Consider the following 18,074-nt stretch of genomic DNA (forward strand, 5'->3'; position numbering starts at 1 on the left):
ACCCATATAGTTTGACACTGAGAAATAATTAACTGATTTTTGAACTCAACTCAGTGTTTTACTCCAAACCTTAATCCCCAAAAAGCGGTTATCCATTGCTTTATCCAATAATTGCTCAACGCTTAAACTCGACAGAATACCTCGTTAAATCAGATATATATTAAAGTTAAATAGGCTGACGTTAGATTAAATAGAGGTAAACTCATTATCAAGTTTTGAACTATTATTTTTCAGCATAACTGCGACAATTTACCACATTTTATTTTTATTTATTCTCTTTATAATCTCCCTCAGCTTACATTAAAAAAAGGAAGATAAATTGAGAAGCATATTAAAAACAACATTATTAACAAGCTCTTGTTTAATTACAGCAGCTGCTCAGGCGCATGTTGGCATAGTTGCAGGCCCTCACTTTTCTAATACAACAAGTATTGTTGAACTAAGTATTCCACATGGATGTACCGATGAAGTTTCTGGCGCTGAAGATACTATACGTATTGTCGCTAAAGTCCCTTCAAGCATTACATCAGTTCATGCCATTGATGCGGTCTTTGGTCAAGCAACAGCTGTTGAAGCTGACCAGGGTTATAACGAAATCACTTGGGTTAAAACAGCGGGTACTGAGCGAGATAGCGACACTCAATATTACACGGTAAGTTTTAGAGGTAAATTACCCGATGCAATATTCAGCACGGTATTCATTCCAGTAACACAATACTGCCTCAATGATAACGATCAAGAAATCTCTGTTAGCTGGGATACTGAAACCGGTAATCATGATCATGGTAGTAGTGGAACTGCTAATCCTGCGCCATCTTTAATGGTCATGCCTGCCCGTGCTCCAGGTTGGAATCAATATACGACAGGTGCAGATCAGCATTTACATGATATGAGCATATTTGATGATGCAGAAATTGTTTGGTGGAATGACGAAGCATACAGTAGTAATTCTGTCACTCAAGCGTTGATTGAAGCAGAAGGTAAATTAACATTAAGTGAAATTCACGATAATGCTAGTTTTTGGGTGAAATATTAAGGAGCAATAATGAAATATATTTTGCTTATTATAGCTGCATTTTCATTGATGGCCTGTGATGATAGCTCAAGTCCTAAAGCATCAGCTCAACCTGAAACAGTGCCAGATGAACAGTCAGAAAGTGCGTTAGCAACAGCTGGCTTAATACCAGAAAGTAAAATGGTGACTTTGTCGGCACCTAATGCACAAGAATTACCAAAAGAGCTATTTGTACCTCTGTTAAATTAAATTTTAATAACAAACGTGGTTACTTTTTATAGAAGTAACCACGTTTTATTGTACCTTTGCCGGTGGATAAATAAATTTAACTGCTAGAGAGATCATCTTTCAAGAAAACAAAAGAAATAATTATCGAGGCTTTTTGGGTATATTACTAAAGGAAACTTAACAAATAGCTATTCTATATTCGCTATCTGCTCTCGCATTTGTTCAATTAATACTTTTAATTCAACTGCACTAGCAGTAATGTCGGTATTAATCGATTTTGAGCCAAGGGTATTCGCTTCACGATTAAATTCTTGCATCATAAAGTCTAAACGACGGCCTTGAGCGCCACCCTTCTCTAATATTTTTTTAGTTTCGCCAACATGACTATTTAAACGGTCAAGTTCTTCGGCAACATCCATTTTTTGAGCCAATAAAACTAATTCTTGTTCAACGCGTCCTGAATCAAGATCAATCTGGGCATCAGTAAACTTTTCAATAATACGATTACGCTGCCAAGCAATGACTTCAGGCATAAAGGTTTGTACTTTATGAGCTTCAGCAGTTATCGCATCTAAACGCTGTTCAATCATACCTTTGAGATTTTCACCTTCACTAGCACGAGCGGCAATAAAATCTTTAAGCGCTTGATCAAACGCGGCAAGTAATTCAGCCTGAATAGCAGACATATCTGATTCAGGAGCCTCCATAACACCAGGCCAACGCATTACTTCAAATGGATTTATTTGGCTGTTCAGTGTTTGCTCATTAATCCAATTAGCATGTTGTAAAAGTTGTAGTGCAAGATTTTCATTTAATGCTAGCTCACTTTTATTAGCAATATTGGCATTGAAACGTAAATTACACTCTACTTTACCGCGATTAAGCTGTTTACGAAAACGTTCGCGTAACACAGGCTCTATACCGCGAAATTGTTCAGGTAGGCGAAAATAAGTTTCTAAAAAACGTTGATTAACTGAGCGAATTTCCCAAACGGCGTTTCCCCAATCACCTTTAACTTCTACACGAGAAAAAGCAGTCATGCTGTAAATCATAGTTAACCCTTGTTTATATTGTTACAAATAAAGGTAAATTATGCCTGAGCTTGTTTAATCTAGCTAGCGCTTCACTTAGTTAAGCTTATTATTGAAGTCACAATAATAAGCTTAAGTTAACTAATATAAACTAACACCAGTTTTTTTTAAGACTATAGCAAGCAATTGTAATATCGCTGCTTTTCAGAATGTGCAACGTTGTATTCTGTATAATGTAGCCTTATATCTATCTTTATTATAAAAATTATATATAGGTTATCTTTGTTATAACTTTTATTTTGATGATAATGATAATATCAATTAGTGTTTATTATTTAACCTCGACTTTCTTGTATAATGCTCCAACCCGAATAGAGGTTACTTCTTTAGCTGTAAACTAATCATTAAGGGGACTCTATGTTAGAACCTATCCAACAAAATGTACGCGATTTAGGTACTCTATTAGGTAAAACCATTGCTGTAGATCAAGGTCAGCAATGGCTACAAAGAATAGAAACTGTGCGCTTAGAAGGCAGAGAAATAGCTGCTGGTGATGTTGCTGCTATCGCCGCATTACAAGAGAAATTTGCTCATTGTGGCGAAAAAGAACTACTTACTTACGCTAGAGCTTTCAGTCAATTTTTAAATTTATTAAATGTAGCCGAGCAACAATACACTACCAGTGAAGAAGGTTTGAGTGAATTAGACCTTGCCCATCCTCTTGAAGATCTTGAAAGTCATATTACTAACGTTAGCCCTGATGTAATAACAGCGGCACTGAAAAAGTTAAAAATTGAACTCGTACTCACAGCACATCCTACAGAAATTAACCGTAGAACCTTTATTCACAAATACAATCAAATCGGCCAAGCGTTAAATACGCCCGACAATGCATTATCTCCTCGTATTGAAGAGTTAATTGAACAAGCCTGGCATACTGATGAAATTCGACAACAACGTCCAAGTCCACTCGATGAATCCCGTTGGGGGCTCAATAGTATTTCAGACAATTTTTGGTATGCTATTCCTCAGTTTATGAGAGAGTTAGATGATTTTTCTTATAAAGTCACTGGACAGCGTTTACCTGAAGAATATACACCAATCACTATGGCTAGTTGGATGGCAGGTGATCGCGACGGTAACCCTTTTGTTACCGCAAATTTAAGTAAAGAAGCCTTAATTAATGCTAGATTAATGGCATGTACCTTGTATTTACGCGATTTTGAAGCGCTCTATTTAGAACTTTCTATGTCAAAAGCCACTGCAGAACTAACACAAGCAGATAAAGATTCTCGTGGCCCTTACCGACAACAAATAGTACCTGTCATTCAACTATTAAAAACCTCCATTGAACAGTTAAAAGAGGGCTATACAGAAAGTGTATTATCAAACTCTGATCAATTACGCCAGCCATTACAAGCATGTCGTAATAGCTTACTAGCAGTAGGGCTAACCAATGTCGCCAATTCGTTAATACTTGATTTAATTCGTAAGGTAAATAGCTTTGGTATTTCGTTAGTTAAACTCGATATCAGACAACATAGTGAGCGACACGACAGTGCACTAGCTGAGGTAACAGAATTATTAAACCTTGGCAGTTATACCGATTGGGATGAAAATAAACGACGTGAGTTTTTACTTGCCGAGCTTCAAAATCCACGTCCTTTATTACCAAAACATAATTGGACGGCAGACACACAAGAGGTATTTGATACTTATGCATTAATTGCCGAACAACCTGCAGAACTTTTTGGTATTTATATTATTTCAATGGCGAGTCAAGTGAGTGATGTTTTAGCGGTTAAATTATTACTTAAATCCTTAGGTGTACAATGGAATATGCCAATAGCACCATTATTTGAAACACTTGAAGATTTAGATAACGCACCACAAGTTATGGCAGAGCTATTAAGTATTGAGAGCTATCATAATACTTGTGATGGGCAACATAACGTCATGATTGGTTATAGTGACTCATCTAAAGATGCAGGTGTACTTGCTGCAACTTGGGGTCAATATAAATGCCAAGAAAAACTCGTTGAGGTGTTTTTTGAAAAAAACATCGAACTAAAATTATTCCATGGTCGCGGTGGTACAATTGGTCGTGGTGGTGGTCCAGCTCATGCAGCAATCGCATCACAACCGCCAGGTACTTTAGATGGTGGATTACGTGTAACCGAGCAAGGCGAAACCATCCGACATAAATTTGGTACGCCAAACTTAGCTAACCGTAGTTTACATTTATATGCGTCAGCCATTTTAGAATGTTTAATTAATCCACCGCCAGTGCCAACACAAGCATGGCGAGATATTATGGATACCATGTCTGAGACAAGCTGCCAAGCTTATCGTAAATATGTACAAGGTAATGACGACTTTGTTAAGTACTTCCGTCAAGCGACACCAGAGCAAGAACTGTCGTCTTTACCGTTAGGGTCACGTCCGAGTAAACGTAAGTCAGATGGCGGGATTGAATCGTTACGTGCTATCCCTTGGATTTTTGCTTGGAGTCAAAACCGCTTAGTTATTCCTAGCTGGCTTGGTTTAGGAACGGCGATTAAAGAGGCTTATCAAGACAACGAAGTTCTAATTAAAGAAATGTTACAACAATGGCCTTACTTCAACTCTCGTATTTCATTAACTGAAATGGTCTACTTTAAATCAGACAGTAAAATGTCTGCCTTGTATGACACTTCTTTAGTCGATAATTCACTTAAATCTATGGGTGATGAATTACGTGAGCAACTTGTACAAGACAAGCGAACCGTCTTAGCTATATTAGGACAAAAGGAAGCCTTAGAAAATGACCCTTGGAACCAGAACTCTTTTGAGCTTCGTCGTCCTTACTTAGCACCTTTGCACCTTTTACAAATTGAAGCCCTTAAGCGCTTAAGAGCACAACCTGAAAATACAGAAAACGAAAAAGTATTAATGGTGAGTATGGCGGGTATTGCTACAGGAATGCGTAATACAGGTTAAATTAAAATAATTGCTTATTGGTAACCTATATTTTATCAAAAAGGGCATAGTGTTCACTATGCCCTGCTTTCAAATATTATAGATAATAATTAAGCTTAGCTTAATTAAATTAAAGATTACAATAACAGCCCTTGGCATTATTTATAATTAAATTAGCATTAAAGCCTTTAACATAATTTTTTAGCACTATATCAACAATAGAGCGCCCTGCTGAGCATTCAAGACCTTTAGCATAAGGGCCTAAATAAATTAACTCCCCATGCTCATCTAAAACTAATACTGCTGGCGTTGATGGAATAATATGACGTTGTTTATCTGAAAGTTCTATATTTTTTATTTCAAAATCATTCTCTATAGAATACTGATTAGTCGCTTTTTTATGATCTTCACTATAAACAGCACAAGCGCAATCTTGACTGGTGAAATGTATGATAGTTTTCTTAGATAAATTATTCTCTAATACTAAATTTGATTTTATTTCATCAACAATAACCGCCGAATCCCCGCTTAATCTATTTTCTGGATCAAATAAACTTAAGCTGTCATAGAGGAAATATTTAGCAGCAATCACAATAAAAATTAACCAAATAATGAAGACGATATATTGATATCGTCCCACATTATTATCTACTTGGCTCATTAAATTAGTAATTTATACAGTTAAGAAAAACGTTTCACACTATCATTCAGTACAACAGCTGAGTGATTAATATGGTCTGATTCTTCTTTAAGTTGCTCTATGCCTTTTACGTCATCTAACGCAAGGTTTTTCATATTCTCTGTATTTTGAGAAATACCATTAATCACTGAAGACTGCTCTTCCACTGAGGTAGCAACTAATACGGCAATATCAGTTGAATTGGTAACTAAGCCAACAGCACTCAATATTTTTTCACTCGTCATTTCAGAGACTGCAATAATAGAATTTACCGCTTCAATACACTGATTCATAGATTCAGTTGAAGATTGAGAAGAACTGTTAAGTTTTATTAAAGTGTCACTTATTTTATCTGTACTTTCTTTAGTTCGATTAGCTAAGGCTCTCACTTCATCAGCAACTACAGCAAAACCTCTCCCTTGTTCTCCAGCCCTAGCGGCTTCAATTGCGGCATTTAATGCCAGTAAATTTGTTTGATCAGCAATCCCCGTAATTTCATTCAATACAGTAGTGATCATTGAACTTGATTCTACTAATCCCTCTATTTCGGTATTCGTTCGGTTAAGTGATGAAGCAAGCTCATGATTATGTTGATTTATATTATTAATATTACTACTTGTTTCTTGAGTTAACTCATTAACTTGATTCATTTGATCACTCAATTCTGCCGTTTCATTAGCAATTGAATTAATAGTAACGACAATTTCTTCAATAGAAGTAGCTATCATGTCCGTTTCTTGCTTACGTGAATCAGCTGATAGTGTTAATGCTGCTTGAGTTTTCAATAAATTATTTGAGTGTTCAACTAATTCACTAGTTTGATTTTTAACTTCAGAAATAACATTTTCAAGTCGCGATAAAAGCTTATTAAAACTACCTAACACTTTATTTCTCTTATCATTCGATCTCACAGATAAATCAATTGAGTCTTCATGTGCGGTTAGTTTTTCAGTGACTGTCGATAACTCTGTTCCAACAAAACTATCATCATATAAGGTTTTAGCAATAAACGCGGCAATAGCGGCTTCGACTATCGCATAAACAGCATGGATGATTACAGTAGAAAATTTTAACCTGTCTTGGTCAAAAATATATACAGGCATGTCACTGCTTTGCATGAAATAAAATGAAAAATGATGAGCTGCAATGACAACAATGGCTGAAATAAACACGCGCCAATCTCTAAAAATCACCAATAACGCCATTAAAATGAATATTTCGAAGTGAACTTCAATTAAGCCGTTCAGTTGATGAATATGCAAGGCGGCATAAACCATTGCAGCAATTGCTGCGGTATGTTTTGTTAACGTTGCTTCTGGCGCTGTTTTAATTAGCCATAAAACAATTAACGTGGTTGGTAAACCTATAACAATCGCTTCTAAAAAAGTATTATAAACAAACGCTATCGCGATTGATTCTAAAAAAAGAATTGAGAACAATGCTATAAAAAGTTTACTTGTATTAGTCATAAATAATTGCCTACTATCTACTTAAAAAATAAAAAATCACAAAATTATTTAATATAGTCAATTGTATAAATCCATATAAAACAAAGACCCAAATAGAACTTAATTAAAAAATTTACGTTACCTTCAGTATAAAACGTTTTTATAAAATGGCGAATTTCGCCTTTTAGAATTTCGCCTTTTAGAATTTCGCCTTTTAAATAAAAAGATGCGATCTTTGCCAATCAAATCGAAAGATCTTATCTCGTTACAATATTTTTATCCACTACTGTTAGACTTTATCCGTCCGTATAAATTAAGCGTCCATTACTATTAAAATTTAAATTAATATATTACCTAACGTATAGGTAAAACAACGAGATCTAGTTTTTGTTAACTATATTTCAAATTAATCCTTGCTGGATTATAATAGTAAGCTTAATTAATAGATTTTTCATTTTAGGAATACAACATGCGCCCAAGCGGTAGAACATTAGGACAAATACGTCCAGTAACTATAACTCGTCAATTCACTAGTCATGCAGAAGGTTCAGTATTAATTGAATTTGGCGATACCAAGGTTATTTGTACTGCCTCGGTTGAAGAAGGTGTGCCGCGTTTTTTAAAGGGCCAAGGTAAAGGTTGGGTTACAGCTGAATATGGTATGCTGCCTCGCTCTACTCACACACGTATGCGCCGCGAAGCATCTTCAGGCAAGCAAAGTGGTCGCACGTTAGAAATTTCTCGTTTAATTGCTCGTGCCTTACGTGCTGCGGTCGATTTAAAAGCCTTAGGTGAAAATACAATTTCTGTTGATTGTGATGTTATTCAAGCAGATGGAGGAACACGTACTGCCTCTATTACCGGTGCTTGTGTGGCACTTGTTGATGCACTTAACTATATGCGTGCCAAGGATATTATAAAAACTAACCCGCTTAAACATATGATTGCCGCCGTATCTGTTGGTGTTTATAAAGGTGAGCCGGTATCTGACTTAGATTATGCTGAAGATTCAAATGCCGAAACAGATATGAATGTTGTTATGACAGATACAGGCAAGTTAATTGAAGTTCAAGGTACTGCTGAAGAAGAGCCTTTTAGCTTTGAAGAAATGCAAGCGATGTTAAGCCTTGCTAAAAACAGTATTAATGAATTATTTGAAATACAAAAAGCAGCGTTAATTTAGCCTGATATCAATAGGAAAGAATAAAATGAAAGATTATCAACGTGACTTTATTGAGTTTGCTTTAGAAAAACAAGTATTACGTTTTGGCGAATTCACATTAAAATCTGGCCGTACCAGCCCATATTTTTTTAACGCAGGTTTATTTAAAACCGGTGGAGATTTAGCCCGATTAGGACGCTTTTATGCAGCAGCATTAGTTGATGCTAATATTAATTTTGATCTAGTATTTGGCCCTGCTTATAAAGGGATTCCTATTGCTACAACAACAACTGTCGCGTTGTTTGATCACCATAACGTAGATGTTCCATATTGCTTTAACCGTAAAGAAGCAAAAACACATGGTGAAGGTGGCTCATTAGTTGGTGCAGAGCTAAAGGGAAAAATAATGTTAGTTGATGATGTTATCACCGCTGGTACTGCCATCCGTGAATCGATGGAAATAATTAAAAGCCATAACGCTGAGCTTTCAGGTGTATTAATTGCGCTTGATCGTCAAGAAAAAGGACAAGGTGAATTATCTGCTATTCAAGAAGTTGAACGTGACTTTGGTACACAGGTGATTTCAATTGTAACTTTAGGTGATGTAGTCACCTTTCTTGAAGAAAAATTAGCAACTAACTCAGAACATGACCAAAACACTCAGTCCGAGTTAGCAGCTAGCTTAGCGAGTATTACTCAATATCGTCAAGCTTACGGCATTTAATTTTTTAGTTATTCAGTAAAACAAAAAGCCTACACACTTGTAGGCTTTTTATATTTTAATTAGGTTTATTTACACTACTAATAACAACGAGGTAGTGAAGTTAGCAAGGTAATTAAGCGGTAAGTTCAAAATTATATGTTGGAGCCTTTTCATAAGCTTTGGTTATATCGGAATAAAAGCTTTCTATTCTTAATGAACGTTGAGTAATAGCGTCGGCTTGTCTATTTGACGATGAAGTTTCTATTACCGAAATATTATCATTTTCCTCACTATCAGTTGCTGTTTTAGCAGCACCTTCTTCTTGCGCTAACTCAACTAATAATTCCGATTGTGCTGCAAGTATTTGCTGTGTGGCAGCGCTTGCTACACTTCTATCTTGCGCGGAAGGATTCGCAGGGGCTAAGGCTGCCGAATACACTTTTTGCATTTTGGTAATCGTTGCTCGAGGATCACCATTTACCGGCGCAACATCTACCGAGACTTCCCCGGCTACCGCATACTTTTTACCATCAGGCCCTTGTTCATAAGAATAGCTAGGTGAACCTGCAATAGCCCCCCCTACAGCCGCATGTGCAGCTTCATGAGCCCGAACTTCTTGATCTCTAGCTTTAAGCTCACTAATAACTTTTTCTTGTTCTGGGGTATGTTCTTCATTACCATCAACTGAATCACCACCTTCAGATTTAGACAAATCTTGTGATCCAGGTTTTTGCTCATTTCCTTGGCCCTGTTGGGCATTGTCTTGTTCATTTTGCTCTGTAATACTGGAATTTGCTAACTCTGCCTGTTCCGTAATACTGGCAAAATCGATATCAGCATTGTTTTGAGCAGGTGTTCTGCCACGCTCTTTATCAGATGCTACTCCTTTCTCTGCAGATGACTGGCTGGTCGGTGCTGGTTGGGTAATAACTTCTCGTTGATTATTTTCACGGCGCAAGCTTTCGGTGTGCGGATTAAGCACAGTTGGTATAGATAAATTTGGTACTTGCGGGGTAATGTTCATAATTAAATTATTCGAGACAGTTAATTATATTGATAAAATCAACATTCAGAGAATACTTGTAATTTACGCTGTTACGTCAAGCAGAGTACCTAAGCTTTCGTCTGCTGTTTTTATTACTTCAGTTGCAGATTTAGCTTGATACTCGGCAACTTTTAACTCAACTATTGATTGATTTAATTCAGGTACTTTATTCGCATTACTAAATGACTCACTACTAAATGTAGTAGTGTCTTGACCATCTATTTCACTAACTGCAGAATCACGAACGACAGTTGTTTCAGCAACTATATCTACCGCTGCTTTATTGGCCATTTCAGTGGCATTTTGAAAACCTTGCACACCAGAATTAAATGCTGATTGAATTTCCATTAAATCTACCTCTCTAGGTTTTATATTAACCTTAGTTACACTGACCAATTATTAACCAAAACACTTAAAAAGTAAAGTTAATTTAGTTTAACAAAATGACTTCTTCTCATACTTACAAGCCATCGAGTCAGTACTACTGTAAAATCATCAAGATGTGAAATAAATGGTGCATGAGAAGCCTGCTTAAAACGATAACAATCGCTAGTAGGCGCCAAGTGTTCCACTTGCTCAATGACGGCTTTAGGAACAAGACTATCTGCGTCACCATATAAACGAAGAAATGGTTGCTTTATGCTATTTAGTTGCTTTCTATAATCACTGCTTTCTAACAACTTTAATGACTGCTCAAGTGTCGTTTTATTTGCCATAGTATATTGAAAAACTAACTCACTAATTTTATTAATATCTTGGCGAATAGCTGAGCTCCCCATTGCTTGTATTTTTAAAAAATTACCAATCGTTTTTTGAATATCTACTTGGAGTTGGTGATGAAACCCCTCAAGAACTTTTGCCTTAATGCCTGGCCATATCAATTGGCTTTCTTCTATTTTTTGGCTTTTTTCTTCCAGAAAATAAGGGGAGCTTGCAATAGTCACTAAAGCCAGTACTTTTTCTGGGTAACTAAGTGCCATTTCAGTGGCAATTAACCCACCTAAAGACCACCCTATATAAACAGCCTGTTCTGTGATGCTACCAACAATAGATTGGCAAATATTCGTTATTGAGTAAGGATTTATTTTTTTGTTAACATTATTACCAAAGCCAGGTAAATCAATGGTAATTATATTAAAATCATTAAAAAAACTATCCGGTAGGCTATCAATAAAAGGCTGCCATACTGCTGAATTTAGTCCCCAGCCATGAAGTAGAACTAAAGAGGTTTTTTTATGAGAAGTTGGAGTTTCTATTCTGGGAAAAATGGAAATATTGAGAGTTTCTGCCATGCTTATCCTTAGTAGAATTAATTAATGCGCTTTATTTTACAAAATGGAACGACCAATGGCATGGAAAAAAAGAGTACAAATGCTCTATCAACGTTTTTTATCCACACTAGGCCAGTGTGATATATGCGGTAATTGCCTACACGATATAAGTTCCAGCCAACAAAAATTACTCTGTCCATCTTGTTTAAATGATTTACCCATGTTTAATCAAGCAATTGTACAAGGTGATTTACTTAATTGGCCGGCAATAAATAAAGCATTACCCAATATTAACTTCGACCATTTAATTTGCTTAGCGCCTTATCTGCCCCCTTTCACTCATTGGTTACCACAACTAAAATATCAAGGGCGATTTGAAATTGCCTCCCTATTAGCAACCTTACTTGCACAACAATGGAAAGAACAACACTTAACAACGTTAACTTCGCCGGCTGATCTTATTTTAAGTGTGCCTTTACATATTAATAAGTGGCAAATTCGCGGTTACAACCAAGCACATTTACTTGCACAGCCATTGGCTCAATCTTTACAGTTACCTTACGATGAAGTTACGTTAGTTCGTACTCAAAATAATACCAGTCAAGTTGGAAAAACCGGTAAAGAAAGGCGGCAAACTTTAGCTAACGCTTTTACATTAGCTAAAGAATTACCCAATGATATTAAACATATTATTGTTGTTGATGATGTATTAACTACCGGCAGCACAGCCAATGAAATCAGTAAAATATTAAAACATGCGGGCGCTAGTAAAGTAACTATTGTCACGGTTTGCTTAACCTTACCGCACACAAATCATTAATAATATTTACCTTGTTGGTGCATTAAAAGCTTTAGCAAAAAACAAACTATTTGCCAATAATTTTGCACTTCCTAACCAATAGCCACGAAAGGCTAATACATCAGCCGTAGCAATAACACGACCTTGCCCATAATTATGCGCAACAAGCGCTGAGTTATCCGCGATAAGGTTAACTAGTTTTTCGTCTGTATAACCACTTAACAATGGCTCTTCATGATATTTTGCAACCGTTAGGAAAGGTTGCTGCCTTGAATTCATAATGAGGGTGCTATTTCTAAATAAAGGTAACTGTTTATCGGTATAACCAAAAGCAAGGGGGTGTGAGGTATCAAGCTCTGTAGCAAAAATAGCGCCGGCTATACGTTTTTTCGCGCTAAGCTGTTCTTTGTCTTGGTAAGTTAATCCTTGACTATTAAACAACTGATCAATCTCTTGTTTCCCTACAAAGCTAGCAGATAATATATTTTGTTTAGCTAGCCACTGTGCACCACTTTTTTGAGCAAAAACTACACCGCCTTGCTTAAGCCATAGCTTCAATTGACTAACATGACTATCTGAAAGAACTCTATAGTCACCATTAACTAAAATTACATGACTGTAATTTGATAAATCAACCGTTGATAAACGAGAATGCTCAATAATACTAACGGGAATTTGTAATATTTCATCAAGATAATAGCGAATTTCGCCTGCTTCGTATTGAGAGATCCCATTACCACCTAACAATAGTACTTTTGGCTGTTCTAAAGTTTTAAATGAATTACTACCCAAATCTATGCCTTGACTAGTTAAACCACTATTAATTGTTACTAACGCTATATTAGTTTCATGTGCTAGCTCAGCTAAGCTTTCACGCCAATTCGACGTTTGCTGAATACCGGCAGGAATAATAATAGTACCAGCTGCAAATACTCTCTGCTTACCATCAACTTGACTAACAAATTCACTTGTTGCTACTTTAGTTTTGATCTTTTTATTTTGTAATTTATTTAGTAGCTTAGGTGCTAAAAAATGATGCCATTCAAATGCATACGCATAATCTGTATCCTTAGTAGATAACTTGCTTACATGAGCAATATCTTTTGAAGACCAAGGCTCTTTTTTCAGTGTTAAACCTCTAGTTTTATCGAGAGCTTGAAAATCAATATTCATTGCTAGCGGCATAGTCCAGCCGGAAACATCATAAAAAGTATTATCTGGAAAATCAGTTCCTTGGGTAAATAAAGCTTGAATAACTCGGTATTGGCTTTGCACTATAGGTACATAATAACTTGTTTCTTTAGCATAATTTTTTTCTTTATAATTAAAGTCTTCTGCAAGTTGATACACGTTAATTTGATGCTGTGCTAATTTATCTAGTAAAGTATTTAAGCGATAAGCATCTTGCGATTCGCTAAGTAAATAACCAGTAAACTTTTCTTTTTTAGCTTTTTTAAGCGCTTGTTGATAAAAATCTTGTCTATAGTCTTTAAGTACTTGACGGTTTTCCCATGCACCTTCAATAGTTGAAAGCGATGTTAAAACATGGTTTTGAATACCATATTCAAATGTTAACAAACCATTAATCGTATCTTGTTGCATACCTCGAGAGCTAGCTTGCTCAAATAAAATACCAATACCAGCATTAATATCAGGATAAGTTGAACCTTTCCCATAATAAAAGTCATCAAAATTTTCTTCGCTATAATATAAACGTTGAGCTGAATCTAATGCTTTTGCATGAAACTTCGCTAGTGCTTTAGTTAGCGTCACATTTTTTCTAGGTGTTAGTGGGTGTGTTCTGCTTGCAATACCTGGTTGAAAAAAATAACTACTGTTAGCGCCCATCTCATGGTAGTCACCTAACACATGAGGTTGATATTGATGAAAATACTTCAGTCTGTGTTGACTTTCTTGTTGCGTTAACAACAACCAATCTCGGTTAAGATCAAACCAAAAATGATTAGTTCGGCCACTAACCCAACCTTGGTGATGTTCAATAGTTTCAGGATCACTATTACCCGCAGAGCTTCTATAGGTAGCCGCCCAATTCGCAAATCTATCCATTCCATCTGGATTAATGCTCGGCTCTAAGACAATGATCGTATTCGCTAGCATAGTTTCAATACGTTCTTCTTCACTAGCCGCTAAATAATAAGCCACTACCATAGCTGCATTAGCCCCAGTAATTTCATCGCCATGAACACTATATCCTAACCATATGACCAAGGGTTCATTGGCATTATTTGATGCTTGGGTTTGGTAGGGTACATGCCTTTTTGCTAGAAGATTATCTAAGTTAACTAAGTTTTCAGGACTTGAAATAGTCACTAAAAATTGCTCGCGTTGCTGTGGCGTTCTACCGATAGAAGTCATTTTTATACGTGTAGAATCTTGCGCTAGCGTATTAAAGTATTGCTTTAATTGATCATGTCTTATGTGACGTTCACCTATTCCGAAACCTAACGTTGTACTTGGTAAAGGGGTACTTGAATTAAATGTAGCTTGTTTCGGTAAATATTCTTGTACTGGTTGAGCGAAAGAAATCCACGTAGGAATGACTAAAATAAACAAGGTAAACAAACGATATAATGACATAATAACTTCCAATTTGATGAACTCAGCTAAAATAGCAAATAAAAGCATAAAAATCATTAGCGCATAGCAATATTGCAAAGTAAAATACCTATACTTGAGTAAAACGCTCAAGTATACTCAAGCTATTAAGTCCTCATAAATATCTATTTTGCGATGGCTTGATTATATTTCCTGTTTCAAACTGAAGAGCACAAGCGAGTTACTGTATTATGATCACTATATCCCCTACCGCCCAAGAGCATTTTATTAAGCTATTATCCCAACAAGCAGAAGGGACCCATATTCGTGTCTTTGTTGTAAACCCGGGAACCGCTAAGGCAGAATGCGGTGTATCATATTGCCCTGCCGATGCTGTAGAGCCTGATGACATAGAATTACCATTTGATGGATTTTCTGCCATGGTTGACGCTGACAGTAAAAGCTTTTTAGAAGAAGCCGAAATAGATTTTGTTACTGATCAAATGGGCTCTCAATTAACCCTTAAAGCGCCAAATGCTAAATTGCGTAAAGTTGCTGATGACGCTCCATTATTTGAACGTGTTCATTATTTTTTACAAGCGGAAGTTAACCCCCAATTAGCAGGACATGGTGGTGAATGTACTTTAGTTGAAATTACCGATGACGGCTATGCTGTATTACAATTTGGCGGTGGCTGTAACGGTTGTAGTCAAATAGATGTTACCGTAAAAGATGGTATTGAAGCTCAGCTCATCGAAATGATGGGTGATGAAATTAAAGGCGTAAAAGATGCCACAGAACATGAACGTGGTGATCACTCTTACTATTAAATTAATTTATGAATAATTTATTAGCCAAATTAGGTCAAGATCCCGCACGAAGTCTATCCATTTTTTTGCGTGGGCTTGGCCTATTTAGCCTAGGTTTATTATTTATTGCTTTCGGTTACTATTACCACCACTTGTGGCAAGTAGCTGGTCTGATTTTAATTGCTCTAGGTTGTATAATTTCCGCTTGGGGTTATTTAGGTATTTTTGCTAATCGCTGGTTTAATATTCTAAATAAACACAAAGATAAAGAACTTTCTTAATGCTTCATCTAATTCAGAAGTACTGGTCTCATCTTACAGTTATACTCATTGTCGCTATTACTACATTATCACTATGGCCTGCAATTCATTTACCGAGTGTGCCAGGCACTGATAAAACACACCATTTCATTGCTTATGCTGCATTAGCTTTACCAGCGGCATTACGACACCCAAAATATTCTTTGTATTTTGTTCTTAGCTTTATTACATTTAGCGGTGTAATTGAATTAGTTCAACCTTATGTTAACCGCTATGGAGAATGGTTAGATTTATTAGCTAATACTGTAGGGCTTATGTTTGGTTGGTTGTTAGCAAAAATAATACTTTTTTGTACGAAAAATAATGCTTAAGTAGTCTATTACTAGTCATTTGATTAAAAAAACGGTATTTTAAGCTAACAGTGCGAAAAGAGATGCTCATGAAACTTAATTTTATCACCTTATTGTTATTATTTTTTCACTCAACCAGTTTTGGTGCTGTTATTTTGCAATACCATCATGTTAGTGACACTACCCCTAAAAGTACCAGTATTACCCCTACTCAGTTTGAAGTGCACCTAAAATACCTGCAAGAGCACAATTTTAATGTTATTCCCCTATCTCAATTGATAGATAAAATTAAAAAGCAACAACCATTAAAAAATAAAACAGTAGTCATTACATTTGATGATGCATACCTTGACATAGAAACAAATGCTAAGCCATTACTTGATAAATTTAATTACCCTTACACTATTTTTGTGAACCCAAGTGTTATTACTCAAAGTTCATCTTCTTACCTTTCATGGGAACAACTTAAAGCCCTAGCTGATGAAGGAGTCATTATTGCCAACCATGGCTTTACTCACGACTCTATGACCAGAATTCCAGACAATCTAACGCAAACTCAATGGTTAGCTAAACAGAGTGCACTCTTATTAAAAGCAGAGCAAATAATTGAAGAGAAAACAGGTCAAAGTTGGCGATATTATGCATATCCTTATGGTGAATACAGCCCTACCATACAAAACTGGGCCAAAGAGAATGATTTTATTGCCTTTTCACAACAGTCTGGTGCTGTTGGACTAAATACAGATTTAACCAGTATACCGCGCTTCCCTGCCTCAATGCCTTACGATGAAATATCAGCATTAAGAGATAAACTTAATTCTTTACCTTTTACTATCAAATTAGAAGGCAAAGAAGCTGAAACTATCTTTGAGCACAAACAAATTTCACAAGTTACTTTTACTATAGAAACTGACGACTTTTATAAATCAGGTCTAAATTGTTATATTTCCGGCTTAGGTAAACAAAAAGTACAATGGCAAGGAGATAATAGTTTTACTATCAAATTTAACGGTGACTTACCTGTAGGCCGAGTACGTTGTAATTGTACCGCTGCGAGTATAAATAACCCAGGGCAATACTATTGGTACTCGAAGCCATGGTTTATTTTACAACAAGGTGGAGCTTGGTACAGCCTTTAATAGAGCGCGACTATTTTTTTATAATCACTGAGTAATTTCTCACTATCAATGGCCGGTACTTTGCCAACTTCTTGCTCAGGCTTAAATATAGACGATATATTTCCATCAGGATTAATGAGCACTATTGACGCACTGTGATCAACCAAATATCCTTCACTTTCATCGCTAATAGCGTACATTAAACCTAAATTACGTGCGAAAGGAAATAGCGCACTATGCTCTCCCCTTAATGCAATGAATTCATCGTTAAAATAAGGTATATATTGGTTTAATTTTTCTTGAGTATCTCTATGTGGATCAACAGTTACTAACAATACTTGGCTGTTGCTCGCTATCGCTTTTAAATCATCATAAATGAAACCTAAATTTTGTAATGTAGTAGGGCAAATATCAGGACAAGAGGTATAACCTAAAAATACCAGTGACCACTTATCTTTTAATTGAGCTTTAGTAAATAACTGACCGGTATGATCCGTTAATTCAAAGGGCTTAATTATTCTGGGCTGTTGATAATACAAAGCATGCTCTGGTTGCTCAACATTATTGACTTGTTGAAATGCCAAGACTCCAATAACAGCGGCAATAAAACCGCCGATGTAAATTACATAATTTTTCATACCT

At 36.1% G+C, this 18,074-nt stretch carries 18 protein-coding genes; 10 read left to right on the forward strand and 8 right to left on the reverse strand.

Annotated features, from left to right (window positions below; translation table 11 throughout):
* Window positions 1–319: 319 nt before the first annotated feature.
* The gene (locus Q4496_RS10540; RefSeq protein ID WP_303610426.1) at window positions 320–1,036 is read left to right on the forward strand and encodes a DUF1775 domain-containing protein; all 717 of its coding nucleotides are present in this window, start codon (window positions 320–322) and stop codon (window positions 1,034–1,036) included.
* 9 nt (window positions 1,037–1,045) lie between these two features.
* Window positions 1,046–1,264: a hypothetical protein gene (locus tag Q4496_RS10545; RefSeq protein ID WP_303610427.1), complete on the forward strand. Its 219-nt coding sequence runs from the start codon at window positions 1,046–1,048 to the stop codon at window positions 1,262–1,264.
* 167 nt (window positions 1,265–1,431) lie between these two features.
* Here the strand turns inward: Q4496_RS10545 and Q4496_RS10550 are convergent, their stop codons facing one another.
* Window positions 1,432–2,295, reverse strand: coding sequence for a YicC/YloC family endoribonuclease (locus Q4496_RS10550; RefSeq protein WP_215973993.1), 864 nt, complete (start codon window positions 2,293–2,295; stop codon window positions 1,432–1,434).
* Window positions 2,296–2,691: 396 nt separating this feature from the next.
* On the opposite strand from Q4496_RS10550, the gene ppc reads away from it, so the two are divergent.
* Window positions 2,692–5,253, forward strand: coding sequence for a phosphoenolpyruvate carboxylase (gene ppc / locus Q4496_RS10555; RefSeq protein WP_303610428.1), 2,562 nt, complete (start codon window positions 2,692–2,694; stop codon window positions 5,251–5,253).
* Between the two features lie 109 nt (window positions 5,254–5,362).
* On the opposite strand, the gene Q4496_RS10560 is transcribed toward ppc, so the two are convergent.
* Together Q4496_RS10560 and Q4496_RS10565 are read right to left on the reverse strand one after the other, a co-directional pair.
* Window positions 5,363–5,824: a DUF6436 domain-containing protein gene (locus Q4496_RS10560; RefSeq protein WP_303602437.1), complete on the reverse strand. Its 462-nt coding sequence runs from the start codon at window positions 5,822–5,824 to the stop codon at window positions 5,363–5,365.
* 89 nt (window positions 5,825–5,913) lie between these two features.
* Window positions 5,914–7,380, reverse strand: a complete 1,467-nt coding sequence (locus tag Q4496_RS10565; protein WP_215973996.1) for a methyl-accepting chemotaxis protein — start codon at window positions 7,378–7,380, stop codon at window positions 5,914–5,916.
* Between the two features lie 448 nt (window positions 7,381–7,828).
* Between Q4496_RS10565 and rph the strand changes: the two genes are divergently transcribed.
* Window positions 7,829–8,542: a ribonuclease PH gene (gene rph, locus Q4496_RS10570; protein WP_215973997.1), complete on the forward strand. Its 714-nt coding sequence runs from the start codon at window positions 7,829–7,831 to the stop codon at window positions 8,540–8,542.
* A 25-nt stretch (window positions 8,543–8,567) separates the two neighbouring features.
* On the forward strand, window positions 8,568–9,245 hold the full coding sequence (gene pyrE / locus Q4496_RS10575) for an orotate phosphoribosyltransferase (protein WP_215973998.1): 678 nt from the start codon (window positions 8,568–8,570) through the stop codon (window positions 9,243–9,245).
* Between the two features lie 112 nt (window positions 9,246–9,357).
* Here pyrE and Q4496_RS10580 read toward each other — a convergent pair whose 3' ends face one another.
* From Q4496_RS10580 to bioH, 3 genes are all read right to left on the reverse strand, one after another.
* The gene (locus Q4496_RS10580; RefSeq protein ID WP_215973999.1) at window positions 9,358–10,248 is read right to left on the reverse strand and encodes a putative metalloprotease CJM1_0395 family protein; all 891 of its coding nucleotides are present in this window, start codon (window positions 10,246–10,248) and stop codon (window positions 9,358–9,360) included.
* 63 nt (window positions 10,249–10,311) lie between these two features.
* Window positions 10,312–10,617, reverse strand: a complete 306-nt coding sequence (locus Q4496_RS10585; RefSeq protein WP_303610429.1) for a hypothetical protein — start codon at window positions 10,615–10,617, stop codon at window positions 10,312–10,314.
* Between the two features lie 77 nt (window positions 10,618–10,694).
* On the reverse strand, window positions 10,695–11,561 hold the full coding sequence (gene bioH / locus Q4496_RS10590; protein ID WP_303602433.1) for a pimeloyl-ACP methyl ester esterase BioH: 867 nt from the start codon (window positions 11,559–11,561) through the stop codon (window positions 10,695–10,697).
* Window positions 11,562–11,616: 55 nt separating this feature from the next.
* Here bioH and Q4496_RS10595 point away from each other — a divergent pair, with 55 nt between their 5' ends.
* Window positions 11,617–12,360 carry a ComF family protein gene (locus tag Q4496_RS10595; protein WP_215974002.1) on the forward strand — a complete coding sequence of 248 codons (744 nt, stop codon included), beginning with the start codon at window positions 11,617–11,619 and terminating at the stop codon, window positions 12,358–12,360.
* Window positions 12,361–12,366: 6 nt separating this feature from the next.
* Here Q4496_RS10595 and Q4496_RS10600 read toward each other — a convergent pair whose 3' ends face one another.
* The gene (locus Q4496_RS10600) at window positions 12,367–14,937 is read right to left on the reverse strand and encodes a M14 family zinc carboxypeptidase (protein ID WP_303610430.1); all 2,571 of its coding nucleotides are present in this window, start codon (window positions 14,935–14,937) and stop codon (window positions 12,367–12,369) included.
* Between the two features lie 209 nt (window positions 14,938–15,146).
* On the opposite strand from Q4496_RS10600, the gene nfuA reads away from it, so the two are divergent.
* From nfuA to Q4496_RS10620, 4 genes are all read left to right on the forward strand, one after another.
* Window positions 15,147–15,725 carry a Fe-S biogenesis protein NfuA gene (gene nfuA, locus Q4496_RS10605; RefSeq protein WP_215974004.1) on the forward strand — a complete coding sequence of 193 codons (579 nt, stop codon included), beginning with the start codon at window positions 15,147–15,149 and terminating at the stop codon, window positions 15,723–15,725.
* An 8-nt stretch (window positions 15,726–15,733) separates the two neighbouring features.
* Entirely contained in the window at window positions 15,734–15,985 is a 252-nt protein-coding gene (locus Q4496_RS10610) for a hypothetical protein (RefSeq protein WP_215974005.1), read from the forward strand.
* Window positions 15,985–16,335, forward strand: coding sequence for a VanZ family protein (locus Q4496_RS10615; RefSeq protein ID WP_215974006.1), 351 nt, complete (start codon window positions 15,985–15,987; stop codon window positions 16,333–16,335). The genes Q4496_RS10610 and Q4496_RS10615 overlap by 1 nt, the downstream gene beginning before the upstream one ends.
* Before the next feature lie 68 nt (window positions 16,336–16,403).
* Window positions 16,404–17,453 carry a polysaccharide deacetylase family protein gene (locus Q4496_RS10620; protein WP_303610431.1) on the forward strand — a complete coding sequence of 350 codons (1,050 nt, stop codon included), beginning with the start codon at window positions 16,404–16,406 and terminating at the stop codon, window positions 17,451–17,453.
* Here Q4496_RS10620 and Q4496_RS10625 read toward each other — a convergent pair.
* Entirely contained in the window at window positions 17,450–18,070 is a 621-nt protein-coding gene (locus Q4496_RS10625; protein WP_303602429.1) for an SCO family protein, read from the reverse strand. The two genes, Q4496_RS10620 and Q4496_RS10625, sit on opposite strands and share 4 nt — an antisense overlap.
* Window positions 18,071–18,074: the final 4 nt, after the last annotated feature.

This window comes from Colwellia sp. 5_MG-2023, assembly GCF_030547795.1.
Taxonomy (GTDB): domain Bacteria; phylum Pseudomonadota; class Gammaproteobacteria; order Enterobacterales; family Alteromonadaceae; genus Colwellia.

What these genes read in the sequence shown, in the direction of transcription:
- Q4496_RS10545 (WP_303610427.1), top strand. Translation starts at nt 1,046, where the DNA reads ATGAAATATATTTTGCTTATTATAGCTGCATTTTCATTGATGGCCTGT.
- Q4496_RS10550 (WP_215973993.1), bottom strand. Translation starts at nt 2,295, where the DNA reads ATGATTTACAGCATGACTGCTTTTTCTCGTGTAGAAGTTAAAGGTGAT.
- ppc (WP_303610428.1), top strand. Translation starts at nt 2,692, where the DNA reads ATGTTAGAACCTATCCAACAAAATGTACGCGATTTAGGTACTCTATTA.
- Q4496_RS10565 (WP_215973996.1), bottom strand. Translation starts at nt 7,380, where the DNA reads ATGACTAATACAAGTAAACTTTTTATAGCATTGTTCTCAATTCTTTTT.
- rph (WP_215973997.1), top strand. Translation starts at nt 7,829, where the DNA reads ATGCGCCCAAGCGGTAGAACATTAGGACAAATACGTCCAGTAACTATA.
- pyrE (WP_215973998.1), top strand. Translation starts at nt 8,568, where the DNA reads ATGAAAGATTATCAACGTGACTTTATTGAGTTTGCTTTAGAAAAACAA.
- Q4496_RS10580 (WP_215973999.1), bottom strand. Translation starts at nt 10,248, where the DNA reads ATGAACATTACCCCGCAAGTACCAAATTTATCTATACCAACTGTGCTT.
- Q4496_RS10585 (WP_303610429.1), bottom strand. Translation starts at nt 10,617, where the DNA reads ATGGAAATTCAATCAGCATTTAATTCTGGTGTGCAAGGTTTTCAAAAT.
- bioH (WP_303602433.1), bottom strand. Translation starts at nt 11,561, where the DNA reads ATGGCAGAAACTCTCAATATTTCCATTTTTCCCAGAATAGAAACTCCA.
- Q4496_RS10595 (WP_215974002.1), top strand. Translation starts at nt 11,617, where the DNA reads ATGGCATGGAAAAAAAGAGTACAAATGCTCTATCAACGTTTTTTATCC.
- Q4496_RS10600 (WP_303610430.1), bottom strand. Translation starts at nt 14,937, where the DNA reads ATGTCATTATATCGTTTGTTTACCTTGTTTATTTTAGTCATTCCTACG.
- nfuA (WP_215974004.1), top strand. Translation starts at nt 15,147, where the DNA reads ATGATCACTATATCCCCTACCGCCCAAGAGCATTTTATTAAGCTATTA.
- Q4496_RS10610 (WP_215974005.1), top strand. Translation starts at nt 15,734, where the DNA reads ATGAATAATTTATTAGCCAAATTAGGTCAAGATCCCGCACGAAGTCTA.
- Q4496_RS10615 (WP_215974006.1), top strand. Translation starts at nt 15,985, where the DNA reads ATGCTTCATCTAATTCAGAAGTACTGGTCTCATCTTACAGTTATACTC.
- Q4496_RS10620 (WP_303610431.1), top strand. Translation starts at nt 16,404, where the DNA reads ATGAAACTTAATTTTATCACCTTATTGTTATTATTTTTTCACTCAACC.
- Q4496_RS10625 (WP_303602429.1), bottom strand. Translation starts at nt 18,070, where the DNA reads ATGAAAAATTATGTAATTTACATCGGCGGTTTTATTGCCGCTGTTATT.